At 41.1% G+C, this 19,061-nt stretch carries 15 protein-coding genes; 11 read left to right on the plus strand and 4 right to left on the minus strand.

Features of this window, described 5'->3' with window-relative positions; translation table 11 throughout:
* The first annotated feature begins 20 nt into the window (after nucleotides 1–20).
* The 3 genes from EWE74_RS01435 (at nucleotide 21) to fucP (ending at nucleotide 3,273) form a co-directional block, all read left to right on the plus strand.
* The gene (locus EWE74_RS01435; RefSeq protein ID WP_239018514.1) at nucleotides 21–1,043 is read left to right on the plus strand and encodes a LacI family DNA-binding transcriptional regulator; all 1,023 of its coding nucleotides are present in this window, start codon (nucleotides 21–23) and stop codon (nucleotides 1,041–1,043) included.
* A gap of 74 nt (nucleotides 1,044–1,117) precedes the next feature.
* Nucleotides 1,118–1,996, plus strand: a complete 879-nt coding sequence (locus tag EWE74_RS01440) for an ROK family protein (RefSeq protein WP_130139765.1) — start codon at nucleotides 1,118–1,120, stop codon at nucleotides 1,994–1,996.
* Nucleotides 1,997–2,019: 23 nt separating this feature from the next.
* Nucleotides 2,020–3,273, plus strand: coding sequence for an L-fucose:H+ symporter permease (gene fucP, locus EWE74_RS01445; protein ID WP_130139766.1), 1,254 nt, complete (start codon nucleotides 2,020–2,022; stop codon nucleotides 3,271–3,273).
* A 65-nt stretch (nucleotides 3,274–3,338) separates the two neighbouring features.
* On the opposite strand, the gene EWE74_RS01450 is transcribed toward fucP, so the two are convergent.
* On the minus strand, nucleotides 3,339–3,905 hold the full coding sequence (locus tag EWE74_RS01450) for a YqgE/AlgH family protein (RefSeq protein ID WP_130139767.1): 567 nt from the start codon (nucleotides 3,903–3,905) through the stop codon (nucleotides 3,339–3,341).
* A gap of 138 nt (nucleotides 3,906–4,043) precedes the next feature.
* On the opposite strand from EWE74_RS01450, the gene pdxH reads away from it, so the two are divergent.
* Genes pdxH through EWE74_RS01475 form a run of 5 tightly spaced genes read left to right on the plus strand, consistent with a single transcriptional unit; the run spans nucleotide 4,044 to nucleotide 9,317 of the window.
* Nucleotides 4,044–4,697 carry a pyridoxamine 5'-phosphate oxidase gene (pdxH, locus tag EWE74_RS01455; RefSeq protein WP_130139768.1) on the plus strand — a complete coding sequence of 218 codons (654 nt, stop codon included), beginning with the start codon at nucleotides 4,044–4,046 and terminating at the stop codon, nucleotides 4,695–4,697.
* Between the two features lie 3 nt (nucleotides 4,698–4,700).
* Nucleotides 4,701–5,192, plus strand: coding sequence for an NADH-quinone oxidoreductase subunit C (locus tag EWE74_RS01460; protein WP_130139769.1), 492 nt, complete (start codon nucleotides 4,701–4,703; stop codon nucleotides 5,190–5,192).
* 6 nt (nucleotides 5,193–5,198) lie between these two features.
* The gene (locus EWE74_RS01465) at nucleotides 5,199–6,389 is read left to right on the plus strand and encodes an NADH-quinone oxidoreductase subunit D (protein WP_130139770.1); all 1,191 of its coding nucleotides are present in this window, start codon (nucleotides 5,199–5,201) and stop codon (nucleotides 6,387–6,389) included.
* 36 nt (nucleotides 6,390–6,425) lie between these two features.
* Nucleotides 6,426–7,763, plus strand: coding sequence for a dihydroorotase (locus tag EWE74_RS01470; RefSeq protein WP_130139771.1), 1,338 nt, complete (start codon nucleotides 6,426–6,428; stop codon nucleotides 7,761–7,763).
* A 51-nt stretch (nucleotides 7,764–7,814) separates the two neighbouring features.
* Nucleotides 7,815–9,317 carry a M14 family zinc carboxypeptidase gene (locus EWE74_RS01475; protein WP_165384622.1) on the plus strand — a complete coding sequence of 501 codons (1,503 nt, stop codon included), beginning with the start codon at nucleotides 7,815–7,817 and terminating at the stop codon, nucleotides 9,315–9,317.
* Here the strand turns inward: EWE74_RS01475 and EWE74_RS01480 are convergent.
* Both EWE74_RS01480 and EWE74_RS01485 read right to left on the minus strand, forming a co-directional pair.
* The gene (locus tag EWE74_RS01480; protein WP_130139772.1) at nucleotides 9,310–10,206 is read right to left on the minus strand and encodes a sugar phosphate isomerase/epimerase family protein; all 897 of its coding nucleotides are present in this window, start codon (nucleotides 10,204–10,206) and stop codon (nucleotides 9,310–9,312) included. The two genes, EWE74_RS01475 and EWE74_RS01480, sit on opposite strands and share 8 nt — an antisense overlap.
* An 86-nt stretch (nucleotides 10,207–10,292) precedes the next feature.
* Nucleotides 10,293–11,930, minus strand: coding sequence for an ABC-F family ATP-binding cassette domain-containing protein (locus tag EWE74_RS01485; protein ID WP_130139773.1), 1,638 nt, complete (start codon nucleotides 11,928–11,930; stop codon nucleotides 10,293–10,295).
* A gap of 137 nt (nucleotides 11,931–12,067) precedes the next feature.
* Here EWE74_RS01485 and EWE74_RS01490 point away from each other — a divergent pair, with 137 nt between their 5' ends.
* Complete coding sequence (locus tag EWE74_RS01490) at nucleotides 12,068–13,855, plus strand: DUF4091 domain-containing protein (protein WP_206365109.1); 1,788 nt, start codon at nucleotides 12,068–12,070, stop codon at nucleotides 13,853–13,855.
* A 50-nt stretch (nucleotides 13,856–13,905) separates the two neighbouring features.
* Here EWE74_RS01490 and EWE74_RS01495 read toward each other — a convergent pair whose 3' ends face one another.
* Entirely contained in the window at nucleotides 13,906–14,106 is a 201-nt protein-coding gene (locus tag EWE74_RS01495; protein ID WP_130139774.1) for a DUF6965 family protein, read from the minus strand.
* A 423-nt stretch (nucleotides 14,107–14,529) separates the two neighbouring features.
* On the opposite strand from EWE74_RS01495, the gene EWE74_RS01500 reads away from it, so the two are divergent.
* Both EWE74_RS01500 and EWE74_RS01505 read left to right on the plus strand, forming a co-directional pair.
* Nucleotides 14,530–17,646, plus strand: coding sequence for a SusC/RagA family TonB-linked outer membrane protein (locus tag EWE74_RS01500; RefSeq protein WP_239018515.1), 3,117 nt, complete (start codon nucleotides 14,530–14,532; stop codon nucleotides 17,644–17,646).
* A gap of 11 nt (nucleotides 17,647–17,657) precedes the next feature.
* Nucleotides 17,658–19,031: a RagB/SusD family nutrient uptake outer membrane protein gene (locus tag EWE74_RS01505; protein WP_130139775.1), complete on the plus strand. Its 1,374-nt coding sequence runs from the start codon at nucleotides 17,658–17,660 to the stop codon at nucleotides 19,029–19,031.
* The last annotated feature ends 30 nt before the right edge of the window (nucleotides 19,032–19,061 follow it).

A 19,061-nucleotide genomic window follows, 5' to 3' on the forward strand; every position in this document is an offset into this window, starting at 1 on the left:
CATGGATAAAGCGTTTAATCGTGGGCAAGAAAATTTCAATCACTAGTATTGCAAAACACTTAGGGATATCGACAACAACGGTATCCTTTGTTTTGAATGGAAAAGCACAGGAGAAAAGAATCAGCGATAAATTGGTGAAAAAAGTCATGGATTACGTGGAAGAAATTGACTATAAACCTAATTCATTGGCCAGAAGTTTACGAACCGGCAAGTCCAATATCATAGCGCTCATTGTGGAGGATATTTCTTTTCCATTTTTTTCGGCGATAGCAAAAGAAATAGAAGAAAAAGCCTATAAAAATGGCTATAGGATTATATATTCCAGTACGGAGAACGATGCTGCCAAAACAAGAGAATTGATAGAAATCTATCAAGATAAGCATGTGGATGGTTATATTATTGTTCCGCCGGAGGGGGTCGAGGAAAAAATCAATGCATTGCGCCTATCGGGAAAGCCTGTGGTCGTGCTAGATCGATATTTGGATAATGTGGAAACAGACCATGTATTGGTCAATAACTATGATAGTGTTTATTCTGCTACACAATATCTTATCGACCAAGGGTATAAAAATATAGCATTTATTACATTAAGCTCGTTACAGAGTCAAATGCTGGACAGATTATCGGGGTACGAACAAGCGATCCAAGATAATAATTTGAGACCTATTATCAAAGAGATTACGCCAGTAGATAGTTTAGAACGAGAGAAACATCTGCTGTCCTTTCTGGAAAGGAAGCGGAATAACATAGAAGCTATCATTTTTTCTACGAATTATATTTGTGTGAGTGGTCTCAAAGCCATGAAACAACTGGGATTGAATATTCCAGAAGATATAGCTGTCGTCAGTTTTGACGATTATGAACTCTTCGAAATGTACACTCCTGCCATTACAAGCATCGCACAACCTATCGAGTCTATTTCAGAAAATGCTATCAATTTATTGTTGTCTAGATTGAATAAAAGAACTGCTGATGTGGATAAAAGTGCACAAAAAATAGTATTGCCAACCACTTTTATACCACGTGATTCTTCGGGGCACTAAAATATTTTCAAGTTCTTTTTTGATTTTGCTAAAACGTTTTATATAATTGTAAAACGATTTGAGCTAATACAGTTATGGATACAAAAGAAAGAAAAATTATTGGAGTAGATATTGGTGGATCGCATATAGCGGCGGGAGAGGTAGTTTGGAACGAGCGACGGATACGGGCTGGATCCCAAAGACGTATGAGGGTAGATTCGCATGCTTCGTCTGAAACTGTTATCAACGCTTGGGCAAATTTTCTCTACCACTTTGTTGACGAGATCAACAAGGATTATGTCCGTATAGGTATCGCTATGCCGGGCCCGTTTGACTATACAGAAGGGATCTCCTATATTAAAGAATTGAATAAATACGATGCATTGTATGGTGTAAACGTTAAAAAGGAACTTGCAACGATATTAGGTATATCCGAAGAACACATATTGTTTAGAAACGATGCAGAAGCTTTCTTACAAGGAGAGGTCGTGTATAGACCGGGTTTAACCGAAACAAAAGTAGTAGGGATTACATTAGGTACCGGATTAGGGTCTGCGGTGTCTGACCACGGAGCATGTAAGGATGTTTTTTGGGCGATAAGACCAATGAAGGAAGGGATCGCGGAAGATTATATATCTTCTAGATGGTTTATGCATAGATACCGGGAATTGTCTGGTGGACAGTTGGAAAGTGTTGAAGCACTTGCAAAAGGCCAAGATCCGTGGAAAGAGCAGATTTTTAGTGAATTTGCTACACATCTGGCTATCTTTCTCAATGATTTTATACATGCAGAATCTGCATCAACAGTCATTATAGGTGGAAATATTGCTCGGTGTCTTGATCTATTTGTCGATGAGTTGAAAACAAAATTAGACAATAAGCAGGTGGAGTTGTACCAAAGTGCATTATGGGAGGACGCAGCTTTATTGGGATCGGGCTATCTTTGGGAAAAGGAGCTTGCTAAATCAATTTAAACAGAATTTTATAAACCAAACAAATGAAAGAAAAAATATCTTTTACAGAGAATAAGTATATGATTACACTTATTTTCGTGACGTCCTTATTTATGTTTTGGGGTATTGCCATCACGATGGGTGACGTGCTCAATAAGCATTTTCAAACAGTTTTAAATGTCTCAAAGGCTGATTCGGGATTGGTTCAGTTTTCCATATTTGGTGCTTACTTTATTATGAGTATCCCTGCAGGGATGTTTATGAAAAAATTTGGCTATAAATACGGTGTACTTTTAGGGCTTATATTATTTGCGACCGGCGCTTTTCTTTTTGTGCCAGCAGCTGATGCGGAATCGTTTGGTTTTTTTAGAATAGCCCTGTTTGTCCTTGGTTGTGGTCTGGCGACATTGGAGACCGTTGCACATCCTTTTATGGCATCTCTAGGGGATCAGCGGAGCAGCGATAGAAGGGTTAATTTTGCACAAGCTTTTAATGCGGTAGGTACCATGATTGGTCCGGCATTGGGAACGTATTTTTTATTACGTGGGAGCTACGATATTCCGACCGATGGACTGGATTCGGTTAAGAACCTCTATATAGGGATAGGGACGGTTATTCTCTTGATAGCTATATGCTTTTCTTTTGTAAGAATCCCGACGTTGGTCGATCCCCATAAATCGTCCGAAGAGGTAGATCTTGACGCTGTCAATATTGATGTGGCACCAGATAAAAAGCTCTTTCAGCATCGGCATTTTGTGTGGGCGGTGATGGCACAATTTTTTAATGCGGCAGCACAGGGGGGCACGTGGGCATTTTTTATCAATTATGGCCATGAGGTTATGGGGTTCTCTGATGAAAAAGCGGGAAGCTACCTTGTAGTTTTTATGGGAACAATGTTATTAGGACGTTTTATAGGCACATTTTTGATGCGGTATATTGCTGCAAATAAACTGTTAGCTATATTCGCATTAGCCAATGTCGTCATGTGCGTCATCGTAGCGCAGGGCTGGGGCTGGATATCGTTTGCGGCGCTGCTGGCTATCAATTTCTTCTTTAGTATCATGTTCCCGACTATTTTTAGTCTAGGGCTCAAAAATCTGGGTGGGCATACCCAACAGGCATCGTCATTTATCTCGATGGGTGTCGTAGGTGCCGCCGTTTTTCCGTTCTTAATGGGGTTAGTTGCGGATACAAATATTGCGACATCTTACTATCTCCCTATTGTATGTTACATCATTATCTTTTTATTTGGTGCAAAATTCTATAAAGTACAGCATGAGGAGGGTGTACATCGTTAATAGGTAATTGGAAACAGCACAAGACTGTCAACCTAGGCGAAATAGGTTAGATTTCGAGATAATCCTCAATTCAAGTCGGGACTTTTGGGGAAATTAGCGACATGGGCATATTTCGGACCTAGGCTGATAAGTGCTTGTTTCCATAAATCTTCGCCATCCTGAAGCAGAAGTAGATCTGCTGGAAATTTATTGTGTACTGCCCAGCTGTTTTGTGCTATTTCATCGTCCAGTTGTCCGGCGGTCCATCCAGCATAACCTAAAATAAATTTAATTTCATCGGGTTGAAGGAGATGATCGTTTACGAGGATCCGTATCTGTTCGAATTCTCCTCCGAAGTAAATACCGTCGACAAGTTCAATGCCTCCCTGAATTTTTTCTGGAACTTTATGAAGAAAAAATAGTGCTTCTACGCCAACTGGCCCTCCGATATATAAAGGAAATTGTGTATTTTCTATATCAGGTATGACATCCGATAAGAACAATGAAGAGCGATTATTGACAATAACGCCCATTGTTCCTTCAATAACATCGTGTTCGCAAAGTAAAATGACCGATCTTTCGAAGTTGTTGTCAAGCATAAACGGTTCAGAAAGTAATAAACTTCCTTTTTGGGGTGTGTGCGTATTGAACATAATAAAGAAGCCTTTCGTTTAACTAAAACTTGCATCAATATAGGTTGTTTTTCCCGAAAAACCAATTTTTTGTACCGTACACCTTACGAATCCCGTCGCTTTTGATTAAGTTTGTGTTTGCATCAACATACTTAACCCATGTCCATTATCCATAAAGATATTGCAGCTATACGAGAAGATTATTGTAAATATAAATTGGACGAAAAGGATGTGTTATCCAGTCCGATCGAACAGTTTCAGCGTTGGTTTGACGACGCCCGTTATGCGGAAGTGGTCGAACCAAATGCAATGGTCTTGGCAACGGTCGGAGAAGACGGCTTTCCCTCTTCAAGAGTCGTTCTTTTGAAAGATATAAAACCTTCAGGATTTAGCTTTTTTACAAACTATCATAGTAGAAAGGGACAGGCTATGTCGAAACAAAAGAAAGTTAGTCTTTTGTTTTTTTGGCCTGAACTGCAGAGACAGATACGCATCGAGGGATGGGCAGAGAAGTTGCCTTCGGAAGATTCGGATGAATATTTTGCATCCCGTCCCAAAGGAAGCCGGATAGGAGCAATTGCCTCGCCACAGAGTCAGGTCATTACTAACAGAAAAGTATTGGAAACACGTGTCGATGAATTGACGACAGAATATGCGGAGAAAACTACGATAGAACGCCCTGCTTTTTGGGGAGGATATTTGGTTAGCCCGCTTCGCGTGGAATTTTGGCAAGGTAGAAGTAGTCGTTTGCACGACCGTATCGAATACGTCTTCCAACAGGGAGATTGGATTATACAACGATTAGCACCGTAGTACATGATAACAAGAGTAACAGATTTAATAATTAAGAATATTGGTGAACAAGCTATTGTTCGTATAGAGGAAGAACATTTGCAGCCTATCTTAGTCATTCATATTGATAACCTAGTAGAAACTGCTTTTTTGCTGCGCGATATGGAGGGATACTATTTTGATTTTCTTTCTAATATTTCGGCAGTAGATTATCACCCCGAACAACGGTTTGGTGTCGTATACCACCTGGCATCCATTCCTTACCAAACACAACTTACCTTAAAAGTCGAAATCGAGAACGACCGCCGGTTTGATAATTTGCCCGAGGTCCCCTCTGTTGCGACTGTTTGGCGTACAGCCGATTGGCACGAACGGGAGGCGTTCGATCTGATGGGTGTATTTTTTACAGGGCATCCAGATTTAAGACGTATTCTTCTGCCGGACGACTGGCAGGGATATCCGTTGCGGAAGGATTACGAAGATGCGGAAACATATCATGGCATAGCTATTAAATAGAAGGAGATGACGCGTTATAACGAAGGACTGGAAAATTATAAGAAGAAGATTGCGGCGATAACTTCGCAGGAAATGGTCATCAATATGGGGCCGCAACACCCATCTACACATGGTGTATTACGCCTGGAGTTGATTACAGATGGAGAAGTGGTGAAGGATATTGTTCCGCATTTAGGATATCTCCATCGTTGTTTCGATAAGCACGCCGAATCGATGAACTATGGAAAGGCCATACCGTTTACGGATCGGTTAGATTATCTGTCGTCCATGAACAACAGCCATGCTTTTGTGATGGGAGTAGAGCGTATGCTCAAGATTGAAAATAAGCTCCCTAAGCGAGTGGAATATATACGGGTGTTGGTCTGTGAGCTTAATCGTATTGCTTCCCATTTGATTGCTATCGGTACTTACGGAATTGATATTGGTGCTTTTACACCTTTCATGTGGTGTTTTCGGGATAGAGAGCATATTATGAATATGTTGGAATGGGCTTCCGGATCGCGCATGCTCTACAATTATATTTGGGTGGGCGGCTTGTTTTATGACCTGCCTGTAGGTTTTGAAAAGCGCTGCCAGGAATTTGTAGATTATTTCAAACCTAAGTTAGTAGAGCTGGATGATTTGCTTTCCAATAATCAGATATTTATTTCACGTACAGCGAATATCGGAGCTTTGCCTGCAGACGTTGCAATCAATTATGGATGCAGTGGGCCGATGCTAAGAGCCTCAGGTATTAAGTGGGACTTACGACGGGTAGATGGGTACAGTGTTTATCCAGAACTGGAGTTTGAAATTCCAGTCGGAAAAGGAGAGATGGGAATGCTCGGGGATTGTTGGGATCGATACAAAGTACGGGTAGAGGAAGTGAAAGAGTCTGTGAAAATTATAGAACAGTGCCTACAAAGGCTTCAGACAGATTTTAAAAGAACACCCGATTTCGATCCCCGAGGGTTAGTTCCAAAAAAGGTAAACTTAAAAGCGCAAGAATACTATGTTCGTGCCGAAAACCCCAAAGGAGAATTAGGTTTTCATTTTGTAACACAAGAGAAAACAGATGTGCCGAAACGGGTGAAAGCACGAGGTCCCAGCTTTAACAACCTTTCGGTGTTGCCCGAGCTGGGTAAAGGACAACTTATAGCGGATTTAATCGCTATTTTAGGTTCTATTGATATTGTATTGGGTGAAGTAGATAGATAGTGATAGTAAGAAACAACTTATAATTTATAAAGCGATATGTCATCAATTCTTATAAAATCTGCACAAATTGTCAACGAAGGAAAGACTTTTTTGAGCGATATATACATTAGTAATGGGCGAATAGAAATGATCGCTGAAGAAATCAACCATCCTGCCGATCAGACAATAGACGCACGAGGTTTACATTTGTTACCGGGGCTCATCGATGATCAAGTGCATTTTCGTGAACCGGGCTTGACCTATAAAGCGGATATTTGGCACGAAAGCCGTGCAGCGGTTGCAGGAGGTACAACTTCGTTTATGGAAATGCCGAATACGGTTCCGAATACATTGACTCAAAAATTATTGCAGGACAAATACGATATTGCTGCCGAAAAATCATTGGCAAATTATTCGTTTTTTATGGGAGCCGCCAATGACAATTTGAACGAGGTTTTAAAAACGAACCCACGTGATGTATGTGGTATCAAGATTTTTATGGGATCGTCTACTGGTAATATGTTGGTAGATAACGAGGCAACATTGGAGAAGATTTTTGCAGAAGCACCGACATTGATTGCGGTACATTGTGAAGACGAAGCAACTATACAACGCAATCTTCAAGCTTTTAAGGAAAAATATGGGGAAGAGGAGCTTCGGCCATTTATGCATCCGCTTATCCGGACAGCAGAGGCTTGTTATCTTTCTTCTTCTAAAGCGGTGGAACTTGCCAAAAAGCATGATGCTCGTCTTCATATATTGCATATTTCGACAGCAGCAGAGACAGCACTGTTTGTGAGTTCTATTCCCTTAAAGGAGAAAAAAATTACGGCGGAAGCTTGCATACACCATCTTTGGTTCTCTGACGCAGATTATGAAGAAAAAGGAAACTTTATTAAATGGAATCCGGCAGTGAAAACAGAAGCCGATAGGGACGGCGTTTTTCAAGCTGTACTAGATGGACATATCGATGTCATTGCCACTGATCACGCGCCTCATACATTCGAAGAAAAATCGAAACTTTATTCGCAGGCGCCGTCGGGCGGTCCGTTAGTGCAGCACGCACTCCAAGCGTTGTTGGATTTTGTAAAACAGGGTAAAATTACATTGGAGCAAGTGGTACAAAAAACGGCACATAATACGGCTGAACTGTTTCAGGTGGAAAACAGAGGTTTTATCAGAGAGGGCTATTGGGCGGATTTGGTGTTGGTAGACCTTGATAGGCCGTATACCGTTTCTAAAGATAACATTTTGTCCAAGTGCGGTTGGTCACCTTTTGAGGGGCATACCTTTTCGTCTACTATAGTCCACACGTTAGTCTCCGGAAACGTTGCTTATACAGATGGCAAGATTATTGAAGTAGGTACAGGGCATCGGTTATTGTTTAATCGGTAGGAACACGACTCATATACCATGCATGGATAGTTATAGCGTTATTGGAATGTTATGAAAGAGACCTTATTTCTTTTATGTATAATCACTGCCGGCCTTCAGGCTTGTCATCAAACAACGATTACTGGTGAATCAAATAGATATGCAGACGCGATGACGTTGGATACAACGGCTTACAACAGCTTATATAAAACATATAGGGAAGGAGCTTTAACACACAGACGTTTTAAGCATCAAGATGTAGTGGCCTTGGTTAAAATACATGAAGCAAAGGAAATATTGCAGGTTGCAGAGATAGGTAAGTCGGTGGAAAGCCGTGCGATTTATAAACTTCAATATGGTAGAGGTGATAAAAAGGTCATGTTGTGGTCGCAGATGCACGGTGATGAGCCTACGGCAACGCAGGCACTGTTTGATATCTTCAATTTCTTGGAAGGTGAGGATGACGGCTTTGATTCCATCCGCAACTGTCTTAAGGATAACTTGACTATTCATTTTATCCCGATGCTCAACCCAGATGGTGCAGAACGTTTTATACGGCGAAATGCACAATACATTGATTTGAATCGTGATGCACGTGCCAATCAGACAATAGAAGCGAAACTCTTGCGGCGGATGGCGGAAGAAATTAAGCCAAACTATGGTTTTAACCTACACGATCAAAGTATATATTATAATGTGCCCGGAACGAAAAATCCTGTAACGATAGCGGTGCTTGCGCCGGCGTATAATACAGAAAGGGAAGTGAACGATGTCCGGAAAGGAGCGATGCAGTTGATTGTGGGTATGAATAATCTCTTGCAGCAATATGTTCCTAATGCGGTGGCGAAGTATGACGACACGCATTCGCCACGCGGTTTTGGTGACAATTTCCAGGCCTGGGGAGCAAGTACGGTGTTAATTGAATCAGGCGGCTTAAAAGGCGATCCTGAAAAACAGGAAATAAGACGGCTTAATTTTGCCATTATCTTAAACGCTTTATTGGAAATAGCACAAGATTCGTATAAAAAATACAATTATAAAGCTTACGATGATATACCTTTTAACGCTTCTCAACTGCATGATGTGATCATCCGTAAGATCGATTTGGGAACGGATAGTGTACCGTTAAAGACAGACATTGCTATTCGTCGTGCCGAATTGACTGTGGAACGGGATTATTGTGTACGGGGGTGGGTAGAAGATATAGGAGATCTAGAAGGTACGTATGGTTACGATGAATTAGATGTAGATGGGTTGAAATTCGTGCAAGGAAAAGTCTATCCGCAAGTTTTCCAAACAGTTGATGATATCAGTAATAGTAGAGCTTTGGAGCTGCTGAAAGAAGGATATATTGCGGTACGGGTAGCCTCAAGAGGATCGGATCGATTACATAATCTTCCATTGGTTGTTTCTGCTCATGCTGAATTTGTGCCTACGGCTAAAATTGTGCTGACAGGAACTAGTAATTTCTTTTTAGGGGACGGCGCAACGTTAAAATATGCGGTGGTCAACGGTTATCTTATCGATTTAAGTCGACCACCACAGGAAAATTTTTATAAAAACTGGATTAATTAGTTGATGCTGCTAATAGCTCGCGGAAATTGCGCACGCTCTGGGCAACATCAATTTGATTATTTTCCCAGTTATATTCATATTCTGCTGAAAGCATCCCGTCAAAGTTTTGCCTTTTCAATTCTTCGATAACCTCGTTGATAGGCAGTTTACCGGTTCCCCAATGCACATCGTGTGCTTTTTTATCACCAAACTCATTCAAATCTTTAAAGTGTGAATGTATAATCTTACCTTCTAATTTTTTTAGGCATTCTACCGGGTCTAATCCCGAGCGCATCCAGTGTCCAACATCGACTGCCGCACCCATTTTCGGACTTCTTCCTTCCAGTGCTGCTAAAACTACTTCTGGCTTCCAATAGGTTGAAGGTTCCGGATGGTTATGAATTGCAGCGCGGATATCGTATTTCTCACATAGGGTAGAGACAATGTCCAAATGCTCTTCTTTGGGCTCGCAGTTGATGACCTTGACACCCATATCTTGGGCAAAAGCAAAAATTTGTTCCCATTCTTCAGCATCTTTACCATTTACTACCCCAAAAGCATGTAGTGTAATATTATGGTCGGCCAAGAGTTTCCGCACCAGATCCCGTCCTTCTTCTGAGAGGGTATAAGTGAATTTTTCCTCATTTCCGGCGCCGACAATCTGTCCTGGAAAAGCTTCGACAAAGCGTAAATCGGCACTATCGATTTTATCCAGCGCTTCCGCAAAAGTGAATAATCTGAAGGTGTACGCCTGTGCTCCTAATTTCCAGTTTACATGTTCTTCGGGATAACCGAGGGTATCCTGCAAGGTATCTTCTACTTGTGCGGTTGAAGAAGTTGTTCCAGAAGAACAAGATAACAAGGCAATTCCCGCTACCAATATAAGCGAGGACAATGTGTTTAGTTTCATGGTCTGTTTTATAAGTTTAGAAAGCCAAAGTAATAAAAAATAAGGGGAAACTTACATTTCCCCTTATTTTTTATAGGAGTTTGTATTTAAGAAATTACTTTGCCATACATCTCTTCGCGTTGTGCTTTCACAGCATCTGAATTGATATACTCATCGTAAGACATTAACTTGTCAATGACACCGTTGGGCGTTAGTTCAATGATTCGGTTTGCTACGGTTTGTGTCAACTCGTGGTCACGGGAGGTAAACAACATCGATCCTTTGAAATCTAACATGCCATTATTCAGTGCGGTGATGGATTCCAAATCAAGGTGGTTTGTAGGTTCATCGAATAGAAGGAAATTAGCACCTTGAAGCATCATTTTCGAGAACATGCAGCGCATCTTTTCCCCACCGGATAATACAGATACCTTTTTCAAAACCTCTTCGCCCGAAAACAACATTTTTCCGAGGAATCCACGAATAAATTGTTCGTCTGCATCGGGTTTTGAGGTGTAGTTACGAAGCCAATCCACAAGATTCTCATCGCGGCCTTCAAAATATTCAGCGTTTTCAATCGGCATATCGGTTGCCGTAATGGTAACTCCCCATTTGAACTGGCCCCCAAAATCTTTGTCACGACCTGCTAAGATATCATAGAAAGCGGAGGTGACTAAAGAGTTTTCCGATAGTAAAGCGATTTTGTCACCTTTATTGATCATGAACGTAACATCTTTAAAGTAAACCTCACCGTTGACAGTTTTACTTAGCCCCTCAACATGCAATATTTGGTCGCCCGGCTCACGGTCCATCTGGTTGAACATAATCGCCGGATATTTTCGGTTCGAAGGTTTGATTTCTTCCACATTGAGTTTATCCAGCGCTTTTTTCCTGGAAGTCGCCTGTTTAGATTTAGAGGCATTTGCCGAGAAGCGACGGATAAACTCCTGCAACTCCTTGACTTTATCTTCCATCTTCTTGTTTTGATCTGCACGTTGTTTCAACGCGAGCTGAGAAGATTCATACCAGAAGCTATAATTACCTGTATAGATGTTCATCTTACCGAAATCGATGTCGACAATATGTGTACAGACATGATCTAGAAAGTGGCGATCGTGAGATACTACTAAGACAATAGCCTCATATCCCGCCAGAAAATCTTCCAGCCAGCCAATCGTGTTGATGTCCAAGTCATTGGTAGGCTCATCGAGGATCAAGATGTCTGGATTGCCAAATAAGGCCTGTGCTAAAAGCACCCGTACTTTTTCGTTACCATCTAATTCTTTGACTAATTTATAATGAAGATCTTCTTTGATGCCTAAATTACTCAATAGGGTAGCAGCATTGCTTTCTGCATTCCAACCGTCCATTTCCGCAAAAAGGCTTTCCAGTTCGCCGGCGCGTTCCCCATCTGCATCGGTAAAGTCTTCTTTCATGTAAATGGCATCTTTCTCTTTCATTATTTTATAAAGTTCCTGATTGCCCATCATGACTGTTTCGAGGACGGTGAATTCGTCGAACTCGTAGTGATTCTGTTTCAGTACGGACATACGCTCACCCGGCGTAAAAGACACTGAACCCGTCGTCGGATCAACCTCGCCGGATATGATTTTAAGGAATGTCGATTTTCCGGCACCGTTGGCACCGATGATTCCATAACAGTTACCAGATGTAAATTTCAAATTTACATCTTCAAACAGCACGCGCTTCCCAAAACGAAGCGATAAATTGGATACATTAATCATGCGGCAAAGATACGCTTTATTTACGGGATTTTAAGAGGCTAACTTTTTAAGCAATCGATTGTGTTTCAATAAGGTTTGTAGGTGCTGGTCATTTTCCCTAAGTTTAGCTTGTAATATTATTTATGATGGACTTCAATATGAAGAAATTAAAAGGAGGGGTATACGGTACTATCTTACTGGGGATGACTTTTGCATGTGTCCAAAATCAACAAAAGCAGAGCACGCCATTCGAATTAGTCAATTTTGAAGAATTGTCCGACCCGACGGCAGATACATTGTCCGATTGGTCTAAGGTAGAAAATGGACTGCAGGCTTCTTTTGTGACGATTGACAAACGCTTTCCGAAGTCTATAGCTCCGGACTTTGCTGCAAAAAAGCAAGAGTCGGTGATAGGATGGAGAGGAGAACGTGTTTCCGCGCAAATATTGTTGTGGACAAATGCCGAAATTGCGGATGCAAAAATAGAAATATCGGGTTTTCGTATGCACGATGGTCGTGATCTACCGACTGATATTGCCTCCGCCCGTTTTGTTCGCTATGTGATGACCGATGAGTTTGCAGGAGGATGTGGTCAACGCAAACCGGAAGATTTTGCTTCGTCTCTTTCTCCGGATATGTTGGATAATCTCTCTTCTTTTGACCTCGAAGCAAAGAAAGTAAGGCCTGTTTGGGTAACAGTGCGTATTCCAGAGGATGCAAAGCCGGGAAACTATACAGCAAAAGTACAAGTGAAAGCGATTGACGTACCTACGCAGGAACTGGATCTTTCTTTACAGGTCATTGACCACGTTCTGCCGAAGCCCTCGGAATGGACTTATCATTTAGATCAATGGCAGCATCCTTCTGCGGTGGCACGTGTAGAAGGACTCGAAATATGGTCTGATGAACATTTTAAGGCACTGAAGCCGCAGATGCAGATGTTAGCTGATATAGGACAAAAGGTAATTACGACAACGCTTAACAAAGATCCTTGGAATGTGCAGACATTCGATCCTTATGCAAATATGATTATTTGGACGAAACAAGAGGACGGCTCTTGGAAATATGATTACAGCGTTTTTGATCGCTGGGTACAATTTATGCTGGATCTCGGTATTAATAAGATGATAAATTGTTATTCTATTATTCCTTGGAATAATGAAATTCATTATCAAGATAAGATAAGTGGCGAATGGGTAAATGTAGAAGCAAAACCAGGTACGCCCGTATTTGAGGAGTTCTGGACACCGTTCTTAAAAGATTTCGTAGAACACCTCCGGGAAAAAGGTTGGTTGGAAAAAACAAATATCGCTATTGACGAACGTACCAAGGAAGAAGTGGATGGAGCTTTGTCTTTGTTGCAAAAAGTATCGCCAGAATTGGGCGTCTCTTATGCGGATAACCAAAAAACTTACCAGCGCTATCCAAATAGTGATGATATTAGCATTGCATTAGGGCATCCGTTCTCGGAAGAGGATCTCAAAGACCGTCAATCACGTGGATTGAATACGACGTTTTATATCTATTGTGGTAATGCATTTCCCAATCAGTTTACTTTTTCTGATCCTGCAGAATCTGTTCTCCTCGCATGGTTTGCGGAAGCCGCACATTTTGACGGTATGTTGCGTTGGGCATTCAATTCTTGGGTAGAAAATCCATTGTTAGATTCCCGTTTCCGTACCTGGCCAGCAGGGGATACTTATATTGTATATCCGAATGCCAGAAGTTCGATTCGTTACGAGCGCTTACTCGAAGGGCTCCAAGATTATGCAAAGATTCAGGTGGTGAAGCAGGCGCTGGAGCACAAGGGAGACCGGACAAACTTGGATCGGTTGGAAACCGCCATCCAGAAATTGAAGATTACGAAGCGCAACGACACGTGGAATCAAGACCTCAATTATGCAAAAGCATTGCTTAACGAACTTTCGGTTCAATTAACACAATAAATATTTTCATAAAATAACTGGGGATCTTATGGCGCATAAGATTCCCTGCTCTATTTTACAGCTTCTCGAAATTTGATTAACCGTAAATAAGCAGGACATTTTTCTAAATCTTTTTTCCAGGCTTCCGCTTCGATAAACTGTATCTTCAGGAAGGTATCTACATCTACTACTACCTGTTCTTGTGAAATCTCTACTCGTTCAGGAAAAGATTTTCCTAAAAGTTCGTTTTTCAATTCCTCTATTGTGATCATAGAGCCAAAAATAGGAAACTTTGGCTATTAATGAACACATTATGTAGTCATTAACGCTTTTTTAATAAAGAAAAAAAATAGCATTAAATTTTTGATTTTTAAAAATGTATTTCGATATTAGTGTCATACTAACGACGTTTATATATTATTTCGGTAACGTAACCGGAGTTTTTGTAGGCCGAAAAATAAAAGAAATTTTAGAAGCAGAGCATAATAAAAAATAACATAACACACGATTAAATTGACGCTTTGTAATTGTTAATCAAAAAAGGTGTATTTCGAGCGATTAAAGATTAACTAAAATAGCATTCATATTGTTCCGGTAACGTAACCGAATATATTAGAACAAGGAAAAAGAGTACCTATTCAGATAAGAAAAATTGCATACTATTAATTTTTATAACCTTGAAAAAATGAATATATATGACTTTAGAAACCAATCCTAAAATTTCTTTTGCCCTAAAAAGAAAGTTGGCGATGATGAGGTGGATAGCCGTTATTGCCCTTAATTTTCTCTTGTTTCATAGTGTGCTAGCACAAACGAGAGTAGTGTCCGGTAAGATTACGGATGCGCAAACGAGAACCGCTATGTCCGGCGTAACCGTTACCGTCAAAGGCGGATCACAGGGAGTCAGCTCTGGCCAAGATGGTACATACAGCCTACAAGGAGTGACTGACCAAACTGTTTTAGTCTTTTCGATTTTAGGCTATAGCACCCACGAGATCAACATTGGCGGACGATCTGTCCTTGATATTTCCTTACAAACTTCGTTTAATGAATTGGAAGAAACGGTGGTAGTGGGTTATGGCCGTCAGAAAAAACGAAATTTAACAGGGTCTATCGTTTCCGTAAATAATGAGGAAATTGAAAAAACAGCGCTACAGGACCCTATATCGATTTTACAAGGGCGTGCTGCAGGTGTGCAAATTACGTCCAATTCCGGTGCACCGGGAGGGGAAATGACCATTCGGGTTCGAGGCAATTCTTCCTTGAATTCGGGGAATAATCCACTCTTCGTAGTCGATGGTATTCCGATAGAATCGGGATCGCTATCCAACCTTAATGGTACAGAAGGCTTTGGATTAAATCCATTGGCGGCCATAAATCCCGGAGATATTGAGTCAATCGAGATATTAAAGGACGCTGCATCCACGGCCATATATGGCTCTCGAGCAGCCAATGGTGTGGTCATGATTACGACCAAAAGAGGAGCTGAAGGTAAAGCCACTGTTGACGTGAATTTTACGACGGGCGTAAGCGAATTGCCACGGAAACTAAGCGTTTTGAATGCCACACAATATCGCCAAGCTATTATAGACTCCTACAATAACATGGATAATCCTGAAGAACCTTTTTGGACAATTCTGGATTCGTTAAGTGCGATGAATAATGGAGATGTAGATTGGCAGCGTGAATTAATGCGTGTGGCACCGCAGTATAAAGTAGATTTATCTGTACGAGGAGGCAGCAAAACAACGCAGTATGCATGGAGTACGTCCTATTTAGATCAAGATGGTATCATTCTGAATTCTAATTTTAAGCGGCTAACTTCCCGATTAAATACCGATTTTAATCTGACAGATAAATTGAAAATTGGACAAAGTATTGCCTACACAAATAGTTTGAATAATAGAATTAATGCTGCAGGCGCGGGCAATCTGAGTGTAATCCGGGAATTATTGATACGTCCGCCCATTATGTCTATGTATTTGCCGGACGGTTCACTAAACGGATATAGTCTGGGAAGACGAAATCCGGTAGGAATTGCAAAATATGCTACCAATTTAAACAAAAGTAACCGGATAATAGGTAGTCAATACCTGGAGTACGAAATTATACCCGAGTTAACGTTTAGAAGTAATTTAAACTTCGATTTCACCTCCATGAAAGAAGAGGAATTCATGCCGACAATACTGGATTATAGAGAAGGTTACAACACAGGTGCGGTCCGGAGTATCACGAACATGACCTGGAGTAGTGAAAGTTTCTTGCGTTATGCAAAGACATTCAATCAAGATCATAATTTCGGGGCTTTATTGGGCTTTAGTTTACAAAACTGGCGCTATGACCGTACGGGATTGAACGGATCGTTTTTCCCAAGTGATAATATCAGAACACTGAATGCCGCAGGAACAATTTCCAATAAGGATTCGGATGGCGTAGATATCAATGTGGCTTCTGAACACGCGATGATGTCTTATTTTGGTCGTGCGTCATACGATTATCAAGGAAAATATCTGGCGGAAGTCAACCTCCGTGCTGACGGTTCTTCTAGATTTGGTAGGCAAAAACGTTTTGGTTACTTTCCTTCGGCATCAGTTGGCTGGCGCTTCTCTCAAGAAGATTTCTTTACTATCGGTGCAGTTAATGATGGTAAAATACGTTTCAGTATGGGTAAAACAGGTAATGAAGCCATCGGAGACTATACTTCTCAGGGAGAATTTATGGTGGGAGCCAATTATTTGGATTTCTCGGGAGCCGCTCCGACAGTAATGCCTAACGAGGGACTGACCTGGGAAACGACAACGCAATATAACGCTGGTTTGGATTTAGCATTTCTGGGAGATAAGATTACGTTTACAACCGATCTCTATATTAAGAATACAGACGATTTATTATATAACGTTCCTATTCCTACCACGACAGGATTTAGCAGCTTTATGCAGAATATCGGTAGTATACAAAATCGTGGTGTTGAGTTTTTATTGACCACAAAAAATATTTCCCGTGATGTGTTTTCTTGGGGAACAAACTTGAACATCAGTTTGAACAGAAATAAGGTCTTATCGCTTCCAGAGGAACTTTTGACAAATGGATATATCCAAAATGGAAGCTACCATATTTTACAGGAGGGGCTGCCTATCGGCGTTTTCTATGGATGGCGATTTGATGGCGTATACGCCCGTGATGTACATAATGTGAATGCGATCACGCATGGTGCATTAGGGCCGGTATTTAAAGGTGGTGATCCTATTTGGCACGATTTGAACGGTGACAATATTATTAATCCGGACGACCGCCAGATCATTGGTACAGCAGAGCCGAAGTTTTTTGGAGGTTTTGGTAATGACTTCACTTACAAAAACTTTTCATTGAATGTGTTTTTTCAATTTTCTTACGGCAATGATATTTACAGTTCCATTAATCAAGAACGAAATTCAATTGTACGTTACAACAACTTGTCGGCCGATGCACTAAATAGATGGCGGGAACAGGGTGATATTACAAATTATCCGAAACCGGTTCGGGACGATCCTATGCAGACCGATAGTCGGGTGTCCAGTCGGTGGGTTGAAGATGGTTCTTATATCAAATTAAAGAATGTTAATTTAAGATATACATTCCCCAACAGCTGGATTAACCGGATCGGTTTGCGCAAGGTTGATGCATTTGTGACGGGGACTAATTTGATCACTTGGACAAAGTATACCGGATTTGATCCCGATGTTAATTCATTCTCCGGGCTGCGTGTTGGTGTGGATCAAGGTTCTTATCCACAAAATAGGATGTTCATTTTTGGGTTAAATATTGGACTTTAATAGATGATATTATGAAAAATACGAATATAAAATTTCTGCTGTGCACACTGATTGTTCTAATTAGTTCATGTGCAGACTCGTTTTTAGATAAAGAACCGATCAGCGGTTTTTCGGCGAAAGGGTTCTACAAAAATCCAAGTGACGCGCAGGCGGGTGTATATGGCATCTATAATTCCATGCAATCGGCCTTCCGTCAGAATTTCGCGCTATGGGGTGAAGGGAGAGCAGATGCGGTGGCAACGAATCATGCTGAAGATCCATTTGCGTTGACGCAAAACAGACTTACACCAGTCATTCAATCCGCTCGTTGGGATAATCTGTATACCGTTATCAGCAGAGCTAATTATGCGATCAAGTATGTTCCCCAAGTCTTTGAATCGGAAGAAGGAGGATTGCGTAATCAGCTGATAGGACAGGCAAGAGCATTACGTGCTATCGCTTATTTTTATGCTGTACGTGTATGGGGTGATGTCCCACTTATTCTCGAGCCGTTTGAAAGTGTTCAGCAAAATATTTTTTCGGAACGGACAAACCAGGAAACGGTATTGGATATGATTGAGGAGGACCTGCTATATGCATCTACCTATTGTGCCGATAATTATACAGGTGCACGAAACCGGGTGATATTGACCAAAGGAGCTGCTGAAGCATTTTTGACACAGGTGTACATGTGGCGTAAAAAATATACAGAAGCCATCGCGACAGCGGAAAGTGTTATAGAAAGCCCATTTTATTCCCTGGTATCTATGCAGGACTGGAATAAAATATTTACGGACGGAATGAGCAACGAGAGCATTTTTGAAATCGGCTACAATGAAATCCAGACCAATTCTTTACGGGTTATCTATGCATTGGGCTCAGACAGCTATTACTTTCCCAGCTTGAAATTTAGAGATGAATTTGAAGAAGGCGATCTTCGGAAAACCCGTATTTATGATATTACGCAGAATGAACCTCGTAAGATATGGAAGTTTTTTGGGGAAGGATTTAATGATGAAAGCCCTGATCCGTCTTCCAATAACATTGTCATGGTCCGATTGGCTGATATTATTTTGTTGAAAGCGGAAGCCCATGCTCATCTTAACGAACCCGATTTAGCACTCCCTTTATTGAATGAAATAAGAAGACGCGCAGGGCTGCCAAATCTAGACCTGTCAGATGCCAACGGTATGTACGGTGATTTGGTATCTGCCGTTTTACATGAGCGTGCCGTCGAATTATGTTACGAGGGCCATCGCTGGTTTGATTTGGTTAGGAACGGAAAGGTTATTGAAGTCATGGGACCTATTAATTCCATCAGCGATACCCGAAATTTTGTATGGCCTATTCATGAAGACGTCATTAACCGAAACCCAAATATTGTTCAAAATGAGTTTTACAAATAGCCATTTCAATTGGTATAAAAATATGACGAA

Source organism: Sphingobacterium corticibacterium (assembly GCF_004208525.1).
Taxonomy (GTDB): domain Bacteria; phylum Bacteroidota; class Bacteroidia; order Sphingobacteriales; family Sphingobacteriaceae; genus Sphingobacterium; species Sphingobacterium corticibacterium.